Annotated in this window: 22 protein-coding genes and 1 pseudogene; 11 read left to right on the top strand and 12 right to left on the bottom strand. The window is 71.6% G+C overall.

The genetic code is table 11. From position 1 onward, the window contains the following. The first annotated feature begins 11 nt into the window (after positions 1-11). The gene (locus AB0E78_RS11050) at positions 12-677 is read left to right on the top strand and encodes a histidine phosphatase family protein (protein WP_361830556.1); all 666 of its coding nucleotides are present in this window, start codon (positions 12-14) and stop codon (positions 675-677) included. A gap of 185 nt (positions 678-862) precedes the next feature. Here the strand turns inward: AB0E78_RS11050 and AB0E78_RS11045 are convergent, their stop codons facing one another. Together AB0E78_RS11045 and AB0E78_RS11040 are read right to left on the bottom strand one after the other, a co-directional pair. After that, complete coding sequence (locus tag AB0E78_RS11045) at positions 863-1,741, bottom strand: class I SAM-dependent methyltransferase (RefSeq protein ID WP_361830554.1); 879 nt, start codon at positions 1,739-1,741, stop codon at positions 863-865. Between the two features lie 174 nt (positions 1,742-1,915). Continuing rightward, positions 1,916-2,497, bottom strand: a complete 582-nt coding sequence (locus AB0E78_RS11040; protein WP_361830552.1) for an XRE family transcriptional regulator — start codon at positions 2,495-2,497, stop codon at positions 1,916-1,918. Between the two features lie 133 nt (positions 2,498-2,630). Here AB0E78_RS11040 and AB0E78_RS11035 point away from each other — a divergent pair, with 133 nt between their 5' ends. The 6 genes and pseudogenes from AB0E78_RS11035 (at position 2,631) to AB0E78_RS11010 (ending at position 7,715) form a co-directional block, all read left to right on the top strand. Beyond that, on the top strand, positions 2,631-3,683 hold the full coding sequence (locus tag AB0E78_RS11035) for an NAD(P)/FAD-dependent oxidoreductase (RefSeq protein ID WP_361830550.1): 1,053 nt from the start codon (positions 2,631-2,633) through the stop codon (positions 3,681-3,683). Between the two features lie 28 nt (positions 3,684-3,711). Next, positions 3,712-4,056: pseudogene (locus AB0E78_RS11030) on the top strand (MFS transporter); the annotation flags it as partial. 117 nt (positions 4,057-4,173) lie between these two features. Then, the gene (locus tag AB0E78_RS11025; RefSeq protein WP_361830548.1) at positions 4,174-5,037 is read left to right on the top strand and encodes a class I SAM-dependent methyltransferase; all 864 of its coding nucleotides are present in this window, start codon (positions 4,174-4,176) and stop codon (positions 5,035-5,037) included. Beyond that, entirely contained in the window at positions 5,034-5,726 is a 693-nt protein-coding gene (locus AB0E78_RS11020) for a GNAT family protein (protein ID WP_361830546.1), read from the top strand. The genes AB0E78_RS11025 and AB0E78_RS11020 overlap by 4 nt, the downstream gene beginning before the upstream one ends. A 93-nt stretch (positions 5,727-5,819) precedes the next feature. Further along, entirely contained in the window at positions 5,820-7,475 is a 1,656-nt protein-coding gene (locus tag AB0E78_RS11015; protein WP_361830544.1) for a helix-turn-helix domain-containing protein, read from the top strand. 15 nt (positions 7,476-7,490) lie between these two features. Further along, on the top strand, positions 7,491-7,715 hold the full coding sequence (locus tag AB0E78_RS11010) for a hypothetical protein (RefSeq protein ID WP_361830542.1): 225 nt from the start codon (positions 7,491-7,493) through the stop codon (positions 7,713-7,715). An 84-nt stretch (positions 7,716-7,799) separates the two neighbouring features. On the opposite strand, the gene menC is transcribed toward AB0E78_RS11010, so the two are convergent. The 3 genes from menC to AB0E78_RS10995 are packed head-to-tail and all read right to left on the bottom strand — an operon-like array spanning position 7,800 to position 10,886. After that, positions 7,800-8,900 (bottom strand): o-succinylbenzoate synthase, encoded by a 1,101-nt coding sequence (menC, locus tag AB0E78_RS11005; protein ID WP_361830540.1) that lies wholly within the window; start codon positions 8,898-8,900, stop codon positions 7,800-7,802. A gap of 37 nt (positions 8,901-8,937) precedes the next feature. Then, positions 8,938-9,744, bottom strand: a complete 807-nt coding sequence (locus AB0E78_RS11000) for a GNAT family N-acetyltransferase (protein WP_361830538.1) — start codon at positions 9,742-9,744, stop codon at positions 8,938-8,940. Further along, complete coding sequence (locus AB0E78_RS10995) at positions 9,741-10,886, bottom strand: M20 family metallopeptidase (RefSeq protein WP_361830536.1); 1,146 nt, start codon at positions 10,884-10,886, stop codon at positions 9,741-9,743. Before AB0E78_RS10995 ends, AB0E78_RS11000 begins: the two co-directional genes overlap by 4 nt. Positions 10,887-10,972: 86 nt before the next feature. On the opposite strand from AB0E78_RS10995, the gene AB0E78_RS10990 reads away from it, so the two are divergent. Next, positions 10,973-11,623: an aspartate/glutamate racemase family protein gene (locus tag AB0E78_RS10990; RefSeq protein ID WP_361830534.1), complete on the top strand. Its 651-nt coding sequence runs from the start codon at positions 10,973-10,975 to the stop codon at positions 11,621-11,623. Between the two features lie 154 nt (positions 11,624-11,777). Here AB0E78_RS10990 and AB0E78_RS10985 read toward each other — a convergent pair whose 3' ends face one another. Beyond that, positions 11,778-12,686, bottom strand: coding sequence for an acetylxylan esterase (locus AB0E78_RS10985; RefSeq protein WP_361830532.1), 909 nt, complete (start codon positions 12,684-12,686; stop codon positions 11,778-11,780). 29 nt (positions 12,687-12,715) lie between these two features. Next, positions 12,716-13,576, bottom strand: a complete 861-nt coding sequence (locus AB0E78_RS10980) for an SGNH/GDSL hydrolase family protein (protein WP_361830530.1) — start codon at positions 13,574-13,576, stop codon at positions 12,716-12,718. A gap of 107 nt (positions 13,577-13,683) precedes the next feature. Here AB0E78_RS10980 and AB0E78_RS10975 point away from each other — a divergent pair, with 107 nt between their 5' ends. The 3 genes from AB0E78_RS10975 to AB0E78_RS10965 all read left to right on the top strand — a co-directional run bounded on the left by AB0E78_RS10975 (position 13,684) and on the right by AB0E78_RS10965 (position 17,160). Then, entirely contained in the window at positions 13,684-14,895 is a 1,212-nt protein-coding gene (locus AB0E78_RS10975; protein WP_361830528.1) for a helix-turn-helix domain-containing protein, read from the top strand. A 41-nt stretch (positions 14,896-14,936) separates the two neighbouring features. Next, complete coding sequence (locus AB0E78_RS10970) at positions 14,937-16,094, top strand: winged helix DNA-binding domain-containing protein (RefSeq protein ID WP_361830526.1); 1,158 nt, start codon at positions 14,937-14,939, stop codon at positions 16,092-16,094. A 148-nt stretch (positions 16,095-16,242) separates the two neighbouring features. Beyond that, the gene (locus AB0E78_RS10965) at positions 16,243-17,160 is read left to right on the top strand and encodes a trypsin-like serine protease (protein WP_361830524.1); all 918 of its coding nucleotides are present in this window, start codon (positions 16,243-16,245) and stop codon (positions 17,158-17,160) included. Positions 17,161-17,168: 8 nt separating this feature from the next. Here the strand turns inward: AB0E78_RS10965 and AB0E78_RS10960 are convergent, their stop codons facing one another. The 5 genes from AB0E78_RS10960 to AB0E78_RS10940 form a co-directional block, all read right to left on the bottom strand. Continuing rightward, positions 17,169-18,248, bottom strand: coding sequence for a polyprenyl synthetase family protein (locus AB0E78_RS10960; protein ID WP_361830523.1), 1,080 nt, complete (start codon positions 18,246-18,248; stop codon positions 17,169-17,171). Positions 18,249-18,540: 292 nt separating this feature from the next. Then, entirely contained in the window at positions 18,541-18,939 is a 399-nt protein-coding gene (locus tag AB0E78_RS10955) for a VOC family protein (protein WP_361830521.1), read from the bottom strand. 21 nt (positions 18,940-18,960) lie between these two features. After that, the gene (locus AB0E78_RS10950; protein ID WP_361830519.1) at positions 18,961-19,299 is read right to left on the bottom strand and encodes a helix-turn-helix domain-containing protein; all 339 of its coding nucleotides are present in this window, start codon (positions 19,297-19,299) and stop codon (positions 18,961-18,963) included. A 131-nt stretch (positions 19,300-19,430) separates the two neighbouring features. Next, positions 19,431-20,294, bottom strand: a complete 864-nt coding sequence (locus AB0E78_RS10945) for an alpha/beta fold hydrolase (protein WP_361830517.1) — start codon at positions 20,292-20,294, stop codon at positions 19,431-19,433. Positions 20,295-20,367: 73 nt separating this feature from the next. Beyond that, positions 20,368-20,736, bottom strand: coding sequence for an STAS domain-containing protein (locus tag AB0E78_RS10940; protein WP_361830515.1), 369 nt, complete (start codon positions 20,734-20,736; stop codon positions 20,368-20,370). Positions 20,737-20,800 lie beyond the last annotated feature (64 nt).

Below are 20,800 nucleotides of genomic sequence, written 5' to 3'. Positions count from 1 at the left end.
GTAGTCCCCGCATGCGCCTGCTGCTCATACGCCATGGTCAGACCCCGTCCAACCTCAAGCACCTCCTGGACACCGGGGCACCGGGCCCGGGGCTGACACCGCTGGGGCAGGACCAGGCGGCGGCCCTGCCGGAGGCGTTGGCGGCGGAGAAGATCGATGCCCTGTACGTCTCCACGCTGCTGCGCACCCAGCTCACCGCCGCGCCCCTCGCCGCCGCGACCGGGCTTGAGCCCCGGATCCGGGACGGTATCCGGGAGCTGGTCGCGGGGGACCTGGAGATGCGGGGCGACAAGGAGGCCGCCACCGTCTACATGGGCACCGCCTTCGCCTGGTCCGGCGGCGACACCGAGCGCCGGATGCCGGGTGGCGAGAACGGCGTGGAGGCCCTCGGCCGCTTCGACGCCGTCGTCGCCGAAGCGGCCGCGACGGGAGCCGAGACGGTGGCGATGGTCAGCCACGGTGCCGTGATCCGTACGTGGGTGGCGGCCCGGGCGGCCAACGTCGACGTCGCGTACTCGGCGGGTCACCCGCTGGCCAACACGGGCGTGGTGATCCTCGAAGGCTCACCCGAGGAGGGCTGGCAGGCCCTGGTGTGGGAGGGCCGCCCGCTGGGCCCGGAAGGGGAGTTCCCCGAGGAGAGCGGTCCGGCGGGAGAGGTCACGGTCCCGGTGGCCTGAGCCGCGGACCCGGCCAAAGGGCGCGGCGCCGCGGCTTACGGCTCGCACCGCGATGCTCGGCAGGCGGAACTGTGGCGGTGATCGTACGGTGGCCGCATGCGTTCCCGAGGACGCTGTGGGTGGGCCCGTTTCCGTTCGCACGTGGCGGGCCCACCCTTTTCTCTGCCCCCTGCCGCGCGGGCGGGTCAGGCCCGGCGTGCCGCCCACACGCCGCGTTCGGTGCGGACCGCGAGGTCGTCGCGGCGCAGGATGCTGAACGGGCTCTCGGCGTCGAGCAGTCGGTCGAGGGCGGCGAGATCCTCGGCGGGCAGGGCATGGGCGGCGCCCGCGCGCAGGCGCTTCATGCTGCTGAGCGCGTACCGGCCGACCGCGGCGCTGCCGGAGCCGTCGACGTTCACGGTGATCGTGCGCTCGCCCTCGATGCCGAACCCGGCGGCCGCGAGCTTGGGCCCCCAGTCGGCGCCGCGGTGCGGCATGTGGGCTGCTTCCTGGTGCGCGAGAGCGGTGTGGCAGCGCTCCTCGAGGCCGGGCCGATCCGCCGGGGCGTCGGCGGGCAGGAAGCGCGGGAAGCCCGCCAGCTCGACGACGGCGAACAGGCCGCCGGGCGCGAGCAGCTCGTGCACTGTGCGCAGGGTGCGGTCGGGGTCGGACATGTGGTGCATCGACGCCGACGCCCACACCAGCTCGGGCCGGTCGAGGCCGGGCCGTCCGAGGTGGGGCCAGTCCGCGTCGAGATCGGCCCGCACCGTGTGTACTTGGCCGGCCAGACCGAGCTCCGCGGCCCTCGCCCGCAGACGCCGCAGATGATCGTCCGACGCGTCTACGGCGGTCACCTGCGCTTCGGGGAAGCGGGCCAGCAGGGCGAAGGTGCCGGCCCCGGTCCCGCACCCCAGGTCCACGATGTGGCGCGGCGCCTTCTCCAGGGGCAGCCATGCGGTGATGGACGCGATGTGCTCGGCGAGCACCTCCGCGTCCAGGTCGAGGATCTCCGCCTGGCTGTCGGTGTCCGGCTCGTGCTGGTGGGCGGCGCGGTGGTGGCCCGCGTCTGAGGAAACGTGGTTCATGCGGGCGACGCTAGGTCGGTCATGCGTTCACGGCACCACCAATCCCGGGCTGCGCAAGAAGATGGTTCGCTGTGCTGCCGTATGCGCAACTGAATGGTCAGCGCGTTCCGGCGCGGACCTGGGCGGCGGGGGCCTCCGCCCGGTAGGTCACTGCCCGGTGCGACCGCTCTCGCCCTAGCTGCCCCTGTCGTCCTTGTCCTCGCGCTGGTGACCGCGGCGGGCGTCGCGGTCGAAGATGCCCAGGATCTCGCACGGCCCGTGCTCGGCGCCGATGGCGTGCGGGAGCATCGTGGGGAACTCGGCGGCCTGGTTGGTCTCGATGCGGAAGCGCCGGTTGCCCAGCAGCAGGACCGCGGTGCCGGAGAGGACCACGAGCCATTCGCGGCCGGGGTGCGCGCGCATGCGTGCGGGGTTGTCCGGCGGCGGATTCGTCATCCGCTGGCGTACGACACTCATACCGGGCTCCGCCTTGATCGGCCAGCGCATCTGTCCGTGGGCCCCGTCGATCGTCGGGCTGGTGATGACGTCGTCGGTGGCCGTCTCGACGAGCTGGTCCAGGGAGGTGTCCAGGGCCCGCGCGAGGGTGACGAGCTGGTCCAGGGCCAGGCGGCGTTGACCGTTCTCGATGCGGCTCAGGGTGGACTGGCTGACCGAGGCGCGGGTGGCCAGTTCTTCCAGGGACCAGCCCTGTGCGACCCGCAGGGCGCGGATCCGTTTGCGTACGAGGCTGTCCAGCTCGTCATTGTCTTGCGTCATAGGCAACATCGTATGCCTTGCCCGCAAGGTGTGCCTATCGTCGTGACCGTAGCCCCCGGACGGCTGGGGGTCCGCGTGAAGAACGCGATGTACGTGATGGACGTGCAGGACGAGAGGGAAAGGGCGTGCCGCCATGTCTGAGACCACCATGACCACTGTGAATCCTGGGACTGCCGTGACCGGTGCCGTGGAGGCGACCGACGAGCTGCCGAGGGAGGCCGTCGATGCCGTGGTGATCGGTGGCGGCGCCGCGGGCCTGAACGGCGCGCTGATGCTCGCCCGCTCCCGCCGCGCGGTCGTCGTGATCGACAGCGGAACCCCGCGCAACGCACCCGCCGACGGTGTGCACGGCTTGCTCGGTCTGGACGGCACGCCGCCGGCCGAACTGCTGCGGAGAGGACGTGCGGAGGTACGCGGCTACGGCGGACTGGTCGTGAACGGGGAAGTGGCATCCGCTGCCCCGGCCGCCCCCTCCGCCGAGGGAGATCCGCGCTTCGTGGTCACCCTCACCGACGGCAGCACCCTGTCGGCGCGCCGCCTGCTCATCGCCACCGGACTGCGCGACGTCCTGCCCGGCGTCCCCGGCCTGGCGGAGCACTGGGGGCACGGCGTGGTGCACTGCCCGTACTGCCACGGCTGGGAGGTGCGTGACGAGCCCATCGGGATCCTGGCCGTGGGTCCGGCCTCCGTCCACCACGCCTTGCTGTTCCGCCAGTTGACCGACGACCTCGTCTACTTCACTCGCGGCACCGATCTCGACGAGGGCACCCGCGCGCGCTTCGCCGCTCGCGGCATCCGCGTCGTCGACACCCCGGTGACCGAGGTCGTCGCCGCCGAGGAGGGCGGCGTCGCGGGCGTACGCCTGCGTGACGGAGACCTGGTGCCCCGGCGTGTCCTCGCCGTCGCCACCACCATGCAGGCCCGCACCGAGGGCCTGGCCGAACTGGCTCTGCCGATGGACGACTTGCCGGGCGGCATGGGCCGCCACTTCGCCACGGGCGCGGCGGGGGTCACCGAAGTGCCGGGGGTGTGGGTGGCCGGCAACGCCACCGATCTGGCGGCCCAGGTCGGCGCCTCCGCCGCGGCCGGTGCTCTGGCGGGCGCCCGCATGAACGCCGACCTGGCCGCCGCCGACACCGAGGCGGCCCTCGCCGCCACGCAACGGGACGCCGTCACCCGCGCCTGAACCCTCCGCCGCTCCCAAGGCCTCTCGTACCGCGCTCGGCGTAGCGCTGCTCGGCGCGCTCCTGTCCTCCGGCTACCGCAGCGCCATCGACTCCCAACTCGACGGCGTCCCCCGGGAAGCCGCCGACACGGCACGCGAAGGCGTCGCCAACGCGATCGGAGCGGCGGACGGAACCGGCGCCCACGCACAGGCGCTGATCCGCGCCGCGAAGGAGTCGTTCGTCGACGGCTGGCAGCAGGCCATGTGGGCAGGCGTCGCCGTCATGGCCGTCCTGTTCCTCTACATCCTCACGCGAGGACCGCAGCGCCTGGAGTACGCGGCGGCGGACGAAGCTGAGGAGGCCGTCTCGGGTCAACACGGCGCCGCAGCATGACGGGCAGGACCGGCTGCGGTGCTCCGTGGGGGGAAATCCCAACTGAAGGAGTGATCTATGCGCTCGCAGGAGTGACGCTCCTTGCTGGGGCGCCGACAGTGTTGTGACCATCGCCGGATGAACGGACAGAAGCGGAAGGCCGAGTTGGATGGCGTCGCCGAGACGACGCTATGGACGTTGCACCACCGCGCTCTGGCCGCGAAGGACCCTGGCTCGGCACTGCGGGACCCGAAGGCGATCGAGGTGATCGACGCTGTCGACTACCCCTTTGAGGGGCGGTTCGGCACCGGCAACTGGGGCTTCGCGCAAGGGATGGCAGTACGGGCACGCTGTTACGACCGTGAGGTGCGACGTTTCCTCAGTGATCATCCGGACGGCATGGTCGTCTCGCTGGGGGAGGGCCTGGAGACGCAGTTCTGGCGGGTGGACAACGGCCGGGTGCAGTGGCTCGGCGTCGACCTGCCCGACGTCGCGGAGCTGCGCCAACGGCTGCTGCCGGACGCGCCACGCCACCGCACGCTGCCCTGTTCGGCCACCGACGCCCGGTGGATGGACGAGGTCGATGACTCGCGCGGGCTGCTGATCCTCGCCCAGGGGATGCTGATGTATCTCCCGAGGGACGTGGTGCACCGGCTCATCGAGGCGTGCGCCGCCCGATTCCCCGGAGCGGAGCTGGTCTTCGACACCCCGCCCGCCTGGATGGCCGCCCGCACCGAACGCGGCCGGTGGAAGTACCCCGCCGGGTACCGTCCGCCGCCGATGCTCTGGGGGATGACACCGACGGAACAGCGCACGCTGCGCACGGTGCACCCGAACGTCGCCGCCGTACGGCAGGTGCGCGCACCACGGGGCCGGGGATTCCTCTGCGGGTGGCTCCTGCCGCTCGCCAACGTTCTTCCTGCGATCCGTACGCGAAAGCCCCTCTGGGTCACGCGCGTGTCGTTCGGCCCGACGAAACAGCACCAAGGAGTCAACGCATGACGGATCGACTGCAAGTCGAGGCCGAGCGGGAACAAGCCCACCTGTGGCCTCCGCGAGAAGCGCCCCAGGCGTTGGTCGACGAACGGCCGCCGCCGATGCCCGAGCAGCGTGCGGTTCTCGTCGAAGGCTCCACGCTGCGGTTGCGGGAGTTCGTGCCCAGCGATGTCGACGGCGTCCTCGGCATCTTCGGCGACCCCCGCACGACCCGCGAGTTCGGCATGCCGCCCTTCCGGCGGTCCGACGCCGCGGCGCTGGTCGAGCAGGCCAGGGCAGGTGCCCGGCGGACTCCTCGCTCGCACTACCGCCTTGGCGTCAGCGAGATCGCCACAGGCGAGCTGATCGGCTCGGCGAAACTGATCGTCGAGGACCAGTCGGGCGAGGGCGGGATGGTCCGCACCGGCTACCGCAGCGCGGAGGTGGGCCTGGCGCTGCGAGCCGACCGGGTGAGCGTCGGCCACAGCGTCGAGATCGGCTTCCTGCTGGGCATCCTGGGCTTCGACCGGCTCGGCCTGCACCGCGTCTGGTCGGGATTCATGCCGTCGAACGTCGCCGCGCAGCGGGCCATCGAGAAGGCAGGAATGGTCCGGGAGGGGTGCCTGCGCCACTACGGCCACGTGGACGGGGTGTGGCACGACATCGTCCAGTACTCGATCCTCGAGGACGACTGGAAGGCTCTGCGGGGCCGCTGAGACCCCGGATATTGGTACGAGGCGACGAGTTCCCCCTCCCAACTTGTATCTCCACACGAACGTCAGTGATAGTCGCCCTCATAGCCTGAGGTGGTGACCAGTGACGTGCCCATGAACCTGCGCACCAGCCTTGCCCGCGTACTCGAGGACTTCAGTCCCGCCCTGCTCGATCTCGTCCATGGGACTCCCGGGCTGACCGACGAGGTCGGCGGGGTCGTCATCCACGACCCGGGGGATGCCGTCGCGTACCCGCCGCGCGCCATCGTGCTGGGCGTCGGCGTCTACGGTCCGGTGGCGATCGCCCGGCTCATGCACGAGCTGGGCGCGCACGGTGCGGCGGCCCTGGTGGTGCGCGGCCCGGTGGAGCGGGACGCGGCGCTCGCCAAGGCGTCGGCGGCCTCGAACGTGGTCCTGATCAGCTTGACGCAGGGCGCGTCGTGGTCGCAGCTCACGGAACTCCTGCGGACGCTGCTCACCGAAGGAGACGTCGGTGACGCGGGCGTCGAGTCGCTCGGGGGAGTTGCTTCCGGTGATCTGTTCGCGCTCGCCAATGCCGTCGCGACCTTGCTGGACGCGCCGGTCACGATCGAGGACCGCCGCCAGCGCATCCTGGCCTTCTCGGGCCGTCAGGATGAGGCCGACCAGTCGCGCGTCGCCACGATCCTGGCCCGCCAGGTGCCGGACGGCTATCTGCGGATCCTGGAGAGCCGCGGGGTCTTCAGCGAGCTGTACCGCAGTGACCGTCCCGTGCACATCGCCCCGGCGACGCTCGAAGAGGGGGAGACGGCCATCCCACGGGTGGCCGTCGCGGTGCGGGCCGGTGACGAGTTCCTGGGATCGGTGTGGGCCGCGGTCGAGGAGCCGCTGACCCCTGATCGTGAGCAGGCGTTCCAGGACGCGGCGAAGCTCGTCGTCCTGCACCTGCTGCGCTACCGGGCGGGCGCCGACGCGCAGAACCGGCTCCGGGCCGACCTCGTGAGCACGGTCCTCGAAGGCGGTACGGGTGCGGTGGACGCCCTGGACCGGCTGGGACTGGTCAAGGAGCCCACGGTGGTGATGGCCATGGGCCTCGCCGGGCAGAAGGGCGATCATGCTCAGCTCGCGGCGGAACGACAGCGGCTGACCAGCGCCCTGGGTATCCACCTCAACGCGGTGCAGCCACGGTCGGCTCTGGCGCTGCTCGGCGATGTCGCCTACGCCGTCGTCCCGGTGCCGGCGGATCCGGTGGCCGGCCGGGAGCGGGCGGTGCAGATCGCGGCCAACTTCCTGGAGCGTGCCGGCAAGCGGTCGCAGGTGGTGATCGGCATCGGGTCGGTGGCGACCGACCCGTCGGCCCTCGGCCGGTCACGGACCAGGGCGGACCGCGCGCTGCGCGTGCTGATGAGTGACCTGGGCAGCAGGCGGGTGGCCTCGATCGGCGACGTGTACATCGACGCGCTGCTGCTCGACCTGCGGGACCTGGCCGCGGTCCAGGGGGATGAACTGCTCAGCCCGGTGGCCCGGCTGGTGGAGTACGACACCAGGCACCGCTCGCACCTGGTCGAGACACTGCGCGCGTGGCTGGACGCCTTCGGCGACATCATCGCGGCGTCGGCGAGCGTCTTCGTCCACCCCAACACCTTTCGCTATCGCATCCGCCGGGTCGCGGAGGTGGCACAGGTCGATCTGCAGGATCCCTCCGTGCGGTTCGCCCTCACGCTGCAGCTGCGGCTGATGACTGCCTCGGGCTCGGGCGCACCGGGGGAGTGAGCCGGGGCGCGCGGGTTGGCCTCCACCGGCGGCAGGCCGCGGGGCGGCCTGGCCGTGGTGCGCTACGTCACCGACACCGACACCGACACCGACACCGACACCGACACCGACACCGACGCCGTGATGCGGGCGGAGCGCCTGGTGGAAACGGGCACGGTGGACGAGGTCAGCGGCGCGCCCCGGCACCCCTGCACCCGCGCGCTGCTGGATGCCGTGCCCCGGCCGGCGGCCACGCGGTAGCGCCCTACGCAACGGCCCCTGGGGCAGGTCCGGGAAGGACCTGCCCCAGGGGCCGTTTCATGCTGTCGCCGCCGGGCGGATCCGTTACAGCTGGATCCACTCCTTGGCCGTGGTCACCCGCTCGAGGATCTCGTCGACCGGCTCGACACCGAGCCCGGGCCCGGTGGGGACGGCGAGATGACCGTCGGCGAGTTCGAAGGGCTCGGTGACGTCCGTGGCGAAGTAGCGGCTTGAGCCGGAGGTGTCGCCGGGCAGTGTGAAGCCGGGCAGCGCGGCGAGCGCGACGTTGGCGGCGCGGCCGAGCCCGGTCTCCAGCATGCCTCCGCACCACACGGGGACGCCGTGGGCCACGCACACGTCGTGGATGGCCTTGGCCTCCAGATAGCCGCCGACCCGGCCCGGCTTGACGTTGATGATCGACGCGGCGCCCAGGGTGATGGCCGCGGCGGCGTCCTCGGCGGACTCGATGGACTCGTCCAGACACACCGGCGTACGCAGCTGCTTGGCCAGCGCGGCATGCTGGACCAGGTCGTCGTCGGCCAGCGGCTGCTCGATGAGCAGGAGGTCGAAGGCGTCGAGCTTGGCGAGCTGACGCGCGTCGGCCAGGGTGTACGCGGCGTTGGCGTCCACCTGGAGCAGCAGGTCGTCGCCGAACCGCTCCCGCACCGCGCGGACCGGCGCGATGTCCCAGCCCGGTTCGATCTTGAGCTTGATGCGTACGTACCCCTCGTCGATGAAGCCGCCGACGGCGTCGAGGAGTTCGGGGACCGAGTCCATGATGCCGACGGAGACACCGCACGGAACGCTCTCGCGCTCGGCGCCGAGGAAGCCTCCGAAGGACTGGCCGGTGGCGCGCAGCTGGGCGTCGAGTACGGCCGTCTCCAGGGCCGCCTTGGCCATCTTGTGGCCCTTGAACGGCTTCATGGCGCGCTTGACCGCGTGGGCGTCCGCTTCGTCGGGCAGCGCCGGGATCAGGAAGCGGCGCAGCACGTCGGCCGCCCCGTCGACGTACTCCGAGCAGTAGCGCGGTTCGGACATGGCGACGCACTCGCCCCAGCCCTCGCCGTCGGGCGTGACCACGCGGACGAGCAGGACGTCGCGTGCGGTCTCGACGCCGAAGGAGGTCCGGAACGGCGCCCGCAGGGGCATCGCGATCCGGCGCAGTTCAATTCCGTTGATCTTCATGCTGCTTGGCTCCTGGAGGAGGGGGAGGGGGCGGCGGTCACGTGACGTCGGTGGCGCGCGCGACGACGTAGGAACTGCGGTCGTGGAAGCCGGTGACGCGGGCGCCATCGGCGAGGAGACCGCCGAGCACGTCGCGCATCGCGAGCCGCCACGCCTTGGCCGCGCCGGGGTCGGTGCGGCGCAGTCCCTCGATGTCCGGCGGTACCTCGACGAGCAGGGTCGCGGCGTCCAGGCGCCCGACGGCGGGCAGGCCGTCGCGCACGGACAGCGCGGTCGTGGCGTCGTCGGGGACCTCCACGGGCAGGAGGCGCGACTCCGCGGCGTCGTTCAACTCCCAGGCGATGAGCGCCCGGTCGGTGTCGTCGCCGCCGTTGATGACGTCATCCATCGCCCCGTAGAAGCTGGTGAGGTACTCCACCGGCCGCCCGCCCAGCTTCGTCAGGTTGAAGTGGGCGTTGCGCCGCACCAGCGGGTCGTAGGTCCACGTGATCCGGCGCAGCCCGCGGTCCAGGGCCCACCGGCGCTGATGGAGCTTGAGGGCCAGGCCCGCACGACGGCCGGGCAGCGCACCGGTGACGTGCGAGTGCAGGGCCTCACCGGCCGGGGCCGCGAAGAAGGCGACGGACGCGCCGACGAGCCGGCCGTCCTCGAAGGCTCCAGCGACGTAGTTGCCCGCGTGGGACAGCGCCCGCATCTGCTCGACACCCATGGGCGAGCTGCCGGGGGAACTGCCCCAGATCGTCTCGAACAGTGCGTTGGCGCCCGCCAGTTCGTGCAGTTCGTGCAGCTCCTGCACGACGAGACCGTGCTGGGTGGCCGGTGCCTGTACGTCGAGGGAGCTCACCGGGCCACCTCCTCGACGAGGGCTGCGAGCAGCCGGGCGCGGGGGACCATCTCGGCGACGACCAGGTGCTCGTTGTCGGCGTGCGCTCCGCCGCCGACAGCGCCCAGGCCGTCGAGGGTGGGGCAGCCGAGCCCTGCGGTGAAGTTCCCGTCGGACGCGCCGCCGACCGCGGCGGACGACAGGTGCCCCAGGCCCTGCCGCTCGGCGATGCGCTGGGCCCGCTCGAACAGGCCGGCCGAGGAAGTCGCCTCAAGCGGCGGCCGGTTGGGTCCGCCGCGCACGTCGAGGCGCGCACCGGGCACGGTGGTCTTCAGGGCACGCATCGCCACGTCCACCCGCTCCTGCGCGCTGAGGGTCGGGACGCGGACGTCCACCGAGACGCGTGCCTCGGCGGGCACCGTATTGGTCGTCGTGCCCGCCCCGACCACCGTGGGGACCACGGTGGTGCGCCAGTCATGCGGGGCGCCGATGTTGATCTCCTCGGCCAGCGTGTCCAGGGCGAGGGTCAGATGCGCGGCCTCCACGGCCGCGTTGATGCCCTTCTCCGGTTCGAGGCCGGAGTGGGCGGCCTTGCCGTGCACCACCAACTCGTAGGCGGAGGTGCCCTTGCGGGCCGTCTTCAGCGCACCGCCGTCCGCCGACGCCTCCAGGACGAAGGTCGCCGCACACTGCCCGGCGACCTCCTCGATCAGCGCTCGCGACGCGTCCGAGCCGACCTCCTCGTCGCCGGTCACCAGGACACAGACCCCCTCCAGGGAGGGCAGCGTGGCCAGGGCGTGGAACATCTGCACAAGACCGGCCTTCATGTCGAAGATCCCCGGGCCGCGCGCGATGCCGTCGGTCACCGACCACGGATGCGTGGCCAGCGAGCCCATCGGCCACACCGTGTCGTGATGACCGAGGAGCAGTACCCGGGGCGTGCCGAAGGACCACCGCAGGTGCGTGATGCCGTCGACGACGATGCGCTCGGGCGGGACGCCCAGGTGCCGGGTCCCCTGCGCGGCCACGACGTCCGCGCTGTGCGCCACCGCGTCCAGGTCGGAGGAGAAGGACTCGCACACCACGAGTTCCTCCAGGTCCGCGAGCATCGCGGGAAGGCTGAGGTCCGGCTGTTCCGGCTGTTCCGGTATCGCGTGGCTCATCGGGTCCTCCCCAGTTGCTCGCGGAAGAGGCGCTGCACGTTCTTCGGTCACCTTCGACTCCTCCTCTGATACATGCCTGCGACGCTATGCGAGTCCGAAGGAGCAAGGTTCGTCGGGGAGAACCAACATCGACAACGGGCTCCGTATCTCCGGACGACTTGCCCAGCATTCATCGCCCAGGGCAGGGGAGCCGTGCCGGCCTGGGATCCCGCCACATACCGGCCGCCCAGTGTTCGGACGGGGTGACGAAGCGCGTGACGCCCCGGGGGCATGGGCCCGATGGCCACCGCCCACTGATCTGGGCCGACCCCACGGTGCCCGATCGCACGGAGGCTCTGCTCGGGCGCGGCCCCTCACCACTGAGCGCCATGGTCACTGGTGTGTCCTGGCTCGCCGAGGGCCGCGCCACGTGCGTCGCGATGCCCTGCAACACCGCGCACGCCTACCTCGACGCGCTGCGCGCCCACACCGACGTCCCCATCCTCGACATGGTGTCCGCCGCCCTCGAAGCCTGCCGCAGTCTGCGGCCCTCCGTGGACCGGATCGGGATCCTCGCCACCGAGGGGGCCCGCCTCACGCGCCTTTACGACGTGACGGGCGCATGGCTGGACCCGCACATCATCCATGTGCGCCCGGCCACGCAGACGCACCACGTCAACCGCGCCATCGCCGACGTCAAACAAGGCGGCGACACGGCGCGGGCGCGGCGCGAGCGACATCGCTGTGGCCGTCGGTGAACTCGACGCGGCCGGAGCCGAGATGACCGTCATCGCCTGCACCGAGATTCCCCTGGTGGCAGACACGGCTCAGCGCATCATGCCGGTCCTCGACTCCACCGCGGCACTGGCCGACCAGGCCCTCGCCGCACCGCGCGCGGGCCGCGGGCCCGGATCAGCCCTCGTACCCGACCGCCTTGGCGTTGCGCCGGAAGTCCGACCAGACAGGTGAGGAGCACGCACGGCAGTCGGTACCGAAGAATTCGCCGCGCGCCTCGTGGTCGCCCATCAGGAAATACCGGAACCAGGCGGTGATCGGGCCCCGGAAGCCGCCGCCGTCCCCTGCGGGAGTCACATGCGATGCTCCCGCCAACTCCCCGTAGACGGCGGGTACATGACCGGCGCCGTTGTACCGGGGAATCACCAGGAGCTCGGGGATCACCACCAGGTCGTGCTCGCCGCCGAGGAGGAACAGGGGGCCCTTGAGATCGCCGATCCTGCCCTGGGGGCCCGGCTCGACGGGGACGGTCACGTCGACGCGTGGGTCGGCACCGGCGTTGATCGCTCCGCCGCCGCCCTGCGAGTGCCCCGACGCGCCGACCTTTTCCAGGTCGACCTTTCCGTAATACGGGCTCCGGGGGTCCGCGTCGGCCTTCTTCAGCACATCGAGACCGTCGAGCATCGCGGTGCCCGAGCCCGACTGCGTGGTGTTCGCGGCGACCACGATGAACCCGTGCGAGGCGAGGTGCTTGAGGAGCCCGTCGTAGATGACCGGAGTCACGAACGAGCCGTTGCCCCAGATGATCACCGGGTGCTTCGTGCAGCCCCTGCTGCCCAGTTCAGTGGGTCGCAGGATGGTGTGACTCAGTCCGGCGCGCTCCTTGGTCACGGCGAAGGGTCCGTCCTCGGCCCAGCGGCCGCCGACCGACGCACAACCGTCGACCGTACGAGCGGCAGAGCCAGAGCCGGTGTCCGGCTGCCGGGGACTCGGCTGCGCGAGGCCTTGGCCCGTGAGCGCGGCCGACAGCGCGAGCGACGCGGCGAGGACGGCCGCGGACCGCCGCACCCTTCGGTTCCTCGGCATGGGGATCTCCTCTGCTGCGGTGCGGGCCGTCACGGACGCGCCGCGGCCCGGGCGACGGCTGCGCCGAAGGCGGCCATGCCTTGGGCGTTGGGGTGCAGCGGCGCCGCGACGCTGGACGGCACCAGACCCTCGATGTAGCGCTCGGACGGTGCGGCGCAGGTGTCGTGCCCGGCGCTGACGGCAGCGGTGTCGACGTACGTGGCGTCGTGGGCCTTGCTCTGCTGCGCGAGCACGCCGTTGAGCTGGTTCACGCGAGCCTGGAGGTAGTTGCCGTCCTTGTCCCAGATGGGCTGGGTGGGCCAGCAGCCGTCCTTGCGGATGTAGGTGGCGTACCCGGCGATGACGATCCGGGCGTTCGGGGCCCGGCGGTGCACCTCGTCGAGGGCCCGGCCGAAGGTGGCGCTCCAGGCCTCGATGGCCTTCGCGGTGGGGTCACCCTTGGCCGCGGCGGTGTCGGCGCAGGAGATGCCGGCGGGCTTCGGCAGCAGGTTGACGCAGCCGAGCGCCGTGGCGACGAGACTGACATCGTTGCCGCCGATGGTCAGGGTCACCAGATCGGTGCTCGGCTTGAGGGCCTCGTACTGGGGCGGCAGCAGCCCGAACTGACGGCCCGAGAAGTCACTCACCTTCGCGCCCGAGCAGCTGACGTCGGTGAGCTGCGCGCCCAGCGCCTCGGCGGCGACCGCCGGATAGTTCCGTCCGGAGCGCAGACAGGACCACTGGCTCTGGTTGGGGATGAGGGGCCCTGCCGCGAACGAATCGCCGATGGCGACGTACTCCAGGGGCTCCGCGGCCCGCGAGGACGTCGCGCCGGCCGGAGAGACTCCAAGGGCGCAGGCGGACAGGGCGGCGGCCATGACCGCGGTGGTGCGGGCGCGTGTGGGGCGCACGGGCTCTCCTGTGTGGGGTGTACCGGGAGTAACGGACGCCCTTATGATCCGGGCCATCGCCGCCCGGGTGTTCTGGGCGCGCCACCAGACTTTCCGGGGGATCAGTTGTGACCGGTGACAAAAGCGTGGGCCGCTTCCTGATCGCCGACGTACCCGGACTGGCCGCGACCGTCACCCGGCGCATCGCCGACGACCTGCCCGTCTACGGGCGGCTGCCCGCCGAAGAGCTGCACGGCGACGTCCGGGCCATCGTCGACATGACGATCCGCGCCTTCGCCGACGTACTGCGCACCGAGCGCATGCCACCGCCGGAGTTCATCGAGACGGTGCGCCGCTCGGCCGCCAGGCGAGCCGAGGAACGCATCCCCGTGGAGGCGGTCATCAGCGCCTACCACTACGGGGCCCGCATCTGCGTGGAGGAGGTGACGGCCACGGCCGAACCGCACGACCTGATCGAGGCCCACCGGCTGCTGCTCGACTGCCTGCGGGAGATCACGGCCGCCGTCACCTCGGGATACGTGGAGGAGAGCCAGTCCCTGATCGGGGAGCGCGACGCGGCCCGCCACACCGTCCTGTCCGCCCTGCTCGACGGCAGAGGAAGCCAACTCGACTCCGCCCACCTGGGGATACGCCTCCCGCCGTGCTATCTGGCCCTCGCCTTCACCATCGGGCGCCACCCCGACGAGGACCGCGACGACGTCGACGCCACCGTGGCCTCCCGCCGCAAGATCAGACGCCTGCGCACGGAACTCGACCGCACCCTCGGCCAGCCCGTCCTCTCCCGCCTGTCCGCCGACGAGGGCCTGGCGCTCATCCCGTCCGAGGCGGCACCGGACCGCGCGGCCGACACCGACCGGGCCCGGCTCGAAAGGCTGACGGCCTCCCTCATCACCGTCAGCGGAGTCCCCCTGGTCGCGGGTGTCGCCGCCAGCACCCCGGCCGACGTCCCGCACGCCGTCCGCCTTGCCACCGAGCTGCGCGACACCGCGACGGGCACGGGTCGGCCGCCGGGTGTCTACCCCCTGACCGCGCTGCTCCTGGACTACCAGCTCACCCGCGCCAGCCCCGCCCGCGCCCACCTGGCCGCGCTGCTGACCCCTCTGGCGGACGGCCCGGACCTGCCGGCGACCCTGCGGACGTACTTCGCGTCGAACCTGGACCGCCGCGAGACGGCGGCGCGCCTGCACGTGCACCCCAACACCGTCGACTACCGCCTGCGCCGCATCGCCGCTCTGACGGGCCTCGACCTCGCCGCACACACCGATCTTCTGACGCTGCGGGCGGCACTGAGCGCGTACGACGCGACGGGGAGCGCCTGACGCAGGACGGGGCACCCGCGCACAGGGCAGAATCCAGAACCGTGATGATCACCGCGCGCGAACTGAACCGGGCCACCCTCAGCCGCCAACTGCTCCTTGAACGTGAGCCATTGACCGTCCAGGACGGCATGCGGCGCGTGGTCGCGCTCCAGGCGCAGCAGCCTGCCTCCCCGTACCTCGCCCTGTGGAACCGCCTCACCGACTTCACCGCGGCGGACCTCGACGCCGCGTTCACCGACCGTTCGCTGGTCAAGGCGACCCTGATGCGGATCACGCTGCACGCGGTGCACGCCGAGGACTACACCGCCTTCCGCGCGGCGATGCAGCCCACGCTGTACGCCTCCCGGCTCGGCTCCCGTTTCGCCGCCTCGGGGCTGACCCCGGCGGACGCCGACGCAGTGGTGCCGGAGCTGCTGGACTTCGCCGCCCTGCCGCGTACCTCGGCCCAGATGCAGGAGTGGCTCGAGGAACGCCTCGGCGCGGAGAAGGCGTCGAAGGCGGAGAAGTACGAGGGAGCGTGGTGGGGGCTGAAGGCGTACGCGCCGTTGCACCACGCCCCGACCGGCGCGCCCTGGTCCTTCGGCCTCCGGCCGTCCTTCGTCGCGGCCGGGAACGGGACCGTGCCGACCGGCCGGGCGGCGGACCCGCGGGCGCTGCGGTCCCTGGTCCTGCGCTACCTGGCAGGATTCGGGCCCGCGTCGGTCGCGGACGTGGCGCAGTTCTCCATGGTGCAGAGAACAGCCGTACGCGCGGCGTTCCTCGCCCTGGGTGACACCGTCGAGCAGCTCCAAGGGCCGGACGGGGAGGTGCTCTTCGACCTTCCGGGCGCTTCCCGGCCGCCCGCCGAAACCCCCGCCCCCGCGCGGCTCATGGCCATGTGGGACAGCATTCTGCTGGCGTACTCCGACCGCGGTCGCGTGATACCCCCGGCGTACCGGCCCTGGGTGATCCGGCGCAACGGCGACGTACTGCCCACCTTGCTGGTCGACGGTCATGTCGCCGGTGTGTGGCGTCCGTTGCCCGACGGCATCGAGGCCACGGCCTTTCACCCCCTGCCAGCCGCCACTTGGGACGCACTCGCCGAGGAGGCGCGGTCCCTGGCGGTGTTCCTCGGCGACCGTGAGGCGGCGGTCTACAGCCGCTACCACCACTGGTGGACGAAACTTCCGGAGACCGAGGTCGAGGTGCGCATGCTGTAGCCGACGCACCTCGATGGGCATCTGCGATCCGCGCCCTTGTGTCACAGATCGTCGACAGCGCCAACCGGACGCCGAGTTCTTCTCTCTTGCCCCGCGGACCGACCACCCCGTCCGCCGCGTTCAGTCACCACTGAGGGAGATCTCCACCATGCCCGGGACATCCACTTCCATGAGCCTGCGTCTGCACGGCCGCGTCGCGGCACTCGCCGCGGCCAGTATGGCCCTCGCCCTCGCCGCCCCGAGCCCGGCCACGGCCGTTCCCGCCGGCACCGCCGCCGCGGCCGACCCGGTCTCCGTCCTGAAGTTCACCGCTCAAGAACGCCGCGAAGCCCTCGCCTACTGGACGCCCGCCCGTATGAAGGCCGTCGGCAAGTCCGTGGACCTCGGTCCGACCGGACCGAAGGCCAAGCCGTGGCGGGGCACCACCCTGAAGAGCGTGGGGCGGCTGTTCTTCGTCAACGCCAACGGCGCCGACACCTGGTGCACGGCCACGGCCGTGAAGAGTGCCAACCGCTCGGCCGTGATGACCGCGGCCCACTGCGTGCGCCGGGGCTCCTCGCCCGTCAACACCAACTTCTCGATGGTGTTCGTCCCCGCCTACCACAAGGGTAAGGCCCCCTACGGCGCGTTCGCGGTGCGCTCGGCGGCGGCCCCGCGCAGCTGGGAGAAGGACTCCACCAACGACATGTCGGCGCTGACCGTCGACGCCGACAAGAACGGCAAGAAGCTCACCGACGTCGTGGGCTCCCAGGCCATCGCCTTCAACCGCCCCGTCGGCGGCACCATCTCCTCCTTCGGCTACTCCGCCACCCGCCCCCAGCTGGGCGAGGAACTGCTGCGCTGTGTCGGCCCGGCGAAGAAGGAGAACGGCACGCAGGCCATCCCCTGCGACATGAGCGGCGGCTCCAGCGGTGGCCCGTGGCTCGCCGACTTCAACGCCACCACCGGCAAGGGCGTCCTCGTCTCGGTCAACAGCTCACTGGACTCCCTGACACCGACCAAGATGTACGGAGAGGTCTGGGGAGCCACGGCCAAGAAGGTGTACGGCCAGGCCCAGCAGGGCTGAGGCGTCGGTCACCGGGTTCTGCGGGTGTTCCACTGCGGCAGTTGCTCGAAGAGGGCCACGGCGTCGCCGTTCCAGTGCCGGTGCCAGGTGGCGGCTTCGGCCGTCGCCTCGTGGGCGTAGTGATCGATGGTCTTCTGCAGGCGGGTGTGGACGCCGTGGCGGTGCGCGATGTCGCGGATGCGGTCGATGGCCTGCGGTGTGCAGTGCGGGTTGCCGAGGGCGGCCTCGACGGTGTCGTGATCCTCGCCGCCGGTGGCGGCGAGGAGCTCGCGGGTCAGGTAGGTGTGGCGGCCCGCCCGCAGGTCGGCGCCCCTGGGCTTGCCGGTGACGTCGGGGTCGCCGAAGAGGTCGAGGTAGTCGTCGCGTATCTGACCGCTGAGACCGGCGGGCCGGGCATAGCGGCGCAGGCTCTCCTCATGCTCCGCCAGGTCCTCGCCCGCGGCGAGCAGGCCGAGGCGCAAGGGAGCGAGGATGCTGTAGCGCGAGGTCTTGTACTCGCACACCGTCTCGAGCAGCCCCTCGTCGTCCGAGGGGTTCACGTCGCGTTCGAGGTCGAGGACCTGGCCGATGACGGTGTCGGTCGTCACCCCGAGCTGGACGTCGAGCATGGCCTGCTTGCGGTCGGCGGGCAGCTCGGCATCGAACAGGACGCGCAGGGCCAGGAAACCGGCGAGATCCCCCGCCATCATCGCCAGGCCGAGGGCGGCCTGCGGGTGGTCCGGGAAGTCTTCGCGGCACGCGTAGTACGTCGAGGGCCCGCCGCGCCGCATCGGTGAGTCGTCCATGATGTCGTCGAGGATGAGCGCGTGGCTGTGGAGCAGCTCAAGACTCAGTGCGGCTTCCGCGAGCCCGGGCACCTCGTCCCGGGTGACCAGGCCGGCCGCCTCGTGGAGCAGGGTGATCCGGATCCGCTTCCCGCCGCGCAGCGAAAGCTGTGACAGGAGTTCCAGGCAGCGGGCCGGGAAGCGCCCCAGCCGCGCGCCGTTGAGGTCACCCGCGAGCTCGGCGAAGTACTTCTCGAAGGCCGCGTCGAACCGCCGCTGGTGACCGGCGGCACGCTCGAAGGCGCTGACAGTGCTGCTGTTCATAGACGTGCGGGCCGACCTTCCTGTACGGGTGCGGTGTCCAGCCTGCCATTCGCCCAGGAAGGCTCCGTCACCGGTACCGGGGGCTGTGACGAGAGTGCCGTGCAGCGAAGGCCATGACGGTCGTGCGGAAGGCGGCCGGGGCGCGTGGCGGGCTGGGCCGTGCCGCCCCAGATCCCGGTGACGTGCCGACGGGCGTCGAAGTCCCTGACAAGGCGGGAGCGGTGCGGCGGCGACCCTCGCGGGGTCGGCCACCGAGGGGAGTTGGAGGGGCGCCGGGGGAGAGGGGTGGCCGTCAGGTGAGCGGCGGGTTGCTGCCGCTGGGCGCACGGCTCAGGTCGACCACGCAGAAGAGGTTGCCGTCCGGGTCGGCGAGGACGACGAAGTCGGGGTCCGGCGGATACAGCTCCCACTCGACGGCGCGCGCACCCAGTGAGATCAGCCGCCCGACCTCGGCTCGTTGTTCCTCCGTGGTGTCGGTGAACAGGTCCAGGTGGAGACGCGGCCGGGGCTCCGCCGGTGACGTGCTGTGCTGCAGCCCGAGGGCCCGGCCGGAGCCGTCCGCGTGGTCGAGCGTCCGCCAGGCCTCGCTCTTCCACTCCTCGGTGGCCACCAGGTCCAGCGCCTGCGTCCAGAAGGTCACCGCGCGGGGGATGTCGCCGACGCCGATGACGGGAACTCCGAGTTTCAGCATGTGCCAGAGCCTAGGTCTCCGTCAGGCCAGTCGGCGCGCCAGGCCGTGCAGACGCAGGGCGAGTTGGATGTCCAGGGCCCGGTCCGCGTTGCGCCGGCCCTCGCCGAGGAGATCGTCGGCCCGGTTGAAGCGCTGGTAGAGCGTATTGGCGTGGATGTGCAGGCCCGAGCAGGTGCGGGCGTGGTGCTGCGCGTTGGCCAGGTACATCGCCACCGTGGCCGCCAGGTCGCCGCCCCGCCCCCGCTCCCGGTCGTGATCGAGGAGCGGGCCGAGGGTCGTGCGGACGAACACCTGGGCGTCGTAGGCCCCCGTCTGGGCGAACAGGGCACGGTAGGCGCCCAGTTCGGCCGGCTCGGCCACCAAGCCGACCGGCCGAGCGCCCGCGGCATCGTCGCCGCCTGCCTCGCCTCCCGGTGCGCTCTGCGGATCTCCGCGACGCCGCGCCCGCACGAGCCCGTTGCCCTGCCCGAAGGCAGGGCAACGGGGCTTTCTCACGTCCGTTGGGCGGGCAGTTGTTGAACGTACTCGGCGACCAGCGTCGCCACCGCCTCAGGAACCTCCATGTTCATGGGGTGGGTGGCCTCGATCCGGTGGACGGTGACGGTCGGCCGGGCGTGGGAGAGCACGTCAAGATCGTCGGAGACCTCTTGGGCGAACCGGGCGCTGAAGTCGGCGAACCACTCCATGCCGGGCGCCGGCGGCAGATGTCGCCCGGCCTGTACCACCAGCAGCGGGCGCTCGACCCCTTCCAGCCATGCCGTGACACCGAGCGCGGAGAGCCGGTGGAGTTCGTCCACGATCTCCCTCGCCGCCGCCGGCTCCGGCAGCGTCTGCCACCTGCCGTCGGGCAACGGGCGTGCGGCAGCGCGGGCAGCGGCCTCCGCACGATCGGCGGGAATCCCGAACCGGACGGCGGCGTCGACCTTCTGCTCGACGTAGTCGGGTGGCGCGATGGCCCCGGCCGTCGCCAGCATCCCCTCACTCACGCGTTCGGCGCCGGGGTATGCGCGTGCCCACCAGAAGCCGTCGAGATTCACGGCGGCGCGGGCACGCTCCGGGTAGGCCCGGGCGTACTCGACGGCGATCATTCCACCCAGGGAGTGGCCCACCAGCAGGGCCTCCGACACCCCGTGGGCGTCGAGGGTCTCCGCGATGTCCCGCAGCACGGCGGGGATGGTCCAGGGGGAGATACGAGGAGAGCGGCCGTGTCCGGGAAGGTCGACGGCGAGAACACGGTGCCCGGCGGTGAGGAATGCGGCCGAGGCGTCCCAGTCGGTGAGTGACCGTGAGAAACCGTGCAGGAGAACCAGTTGAGGGCCTTCGCCCCCGTAGTCATGTGCGTGTAGGAGTGTCATCGCGGGTCACTGTAAGGGGCACGCGGTGTTTCGAACACCGAATAACACCGAGCAGGGGAGCATCGCGGAAGGGCTAGAACAGACCCGGTGTGTCGTCCCCCGGGTCACGCGTCCCGTCGGTCCTGCGCCGACCCGCCAGCAGCCCGTCCACGCCGAGGAGCTGGAGGATCTGCCGTACGGCCCTGGACGGATGGAGCACGACCAGGCGGCCGTCCGCCGCCCGGCACCGTTCGTGATGGGACAGCAGTTCGTTGACGCCGGAGGAGTCGATGAACGTGACGTTGGCGAGATCCAACTCGACGCTCCTGGTCAGCAAGGGCTCCAGCGCGGTTCTCAGCGTGGGCGCGCTCTCGATGTCCAGGTCCCCGGACACACGCACCAGTACGGGATCCAGGCCCAAGACCGTATCCACATGGAGCGGTTCGGATGAGGCGGGAGCCATACCGGGCGGTCTCCTCAGGTGCGTGGATGGGGCCGACGAGGTGTGCGGGTGGGCTCGGTCAGAG

Origin of the sequence: Streptomyces sp. NPDC032198, from assembly GCF_040636975.1 — a bacterium.
In the GTDB taxonomy this organism is placed as follows: domain Bacteria; phylum Actinomycetota; class Actinomycetes; order Streptomycetales; family Streptomycetaceae; genus Streptomyces.
This window is presented reverse-complemented; position numbering and strand designations above follow the sequence as displayed.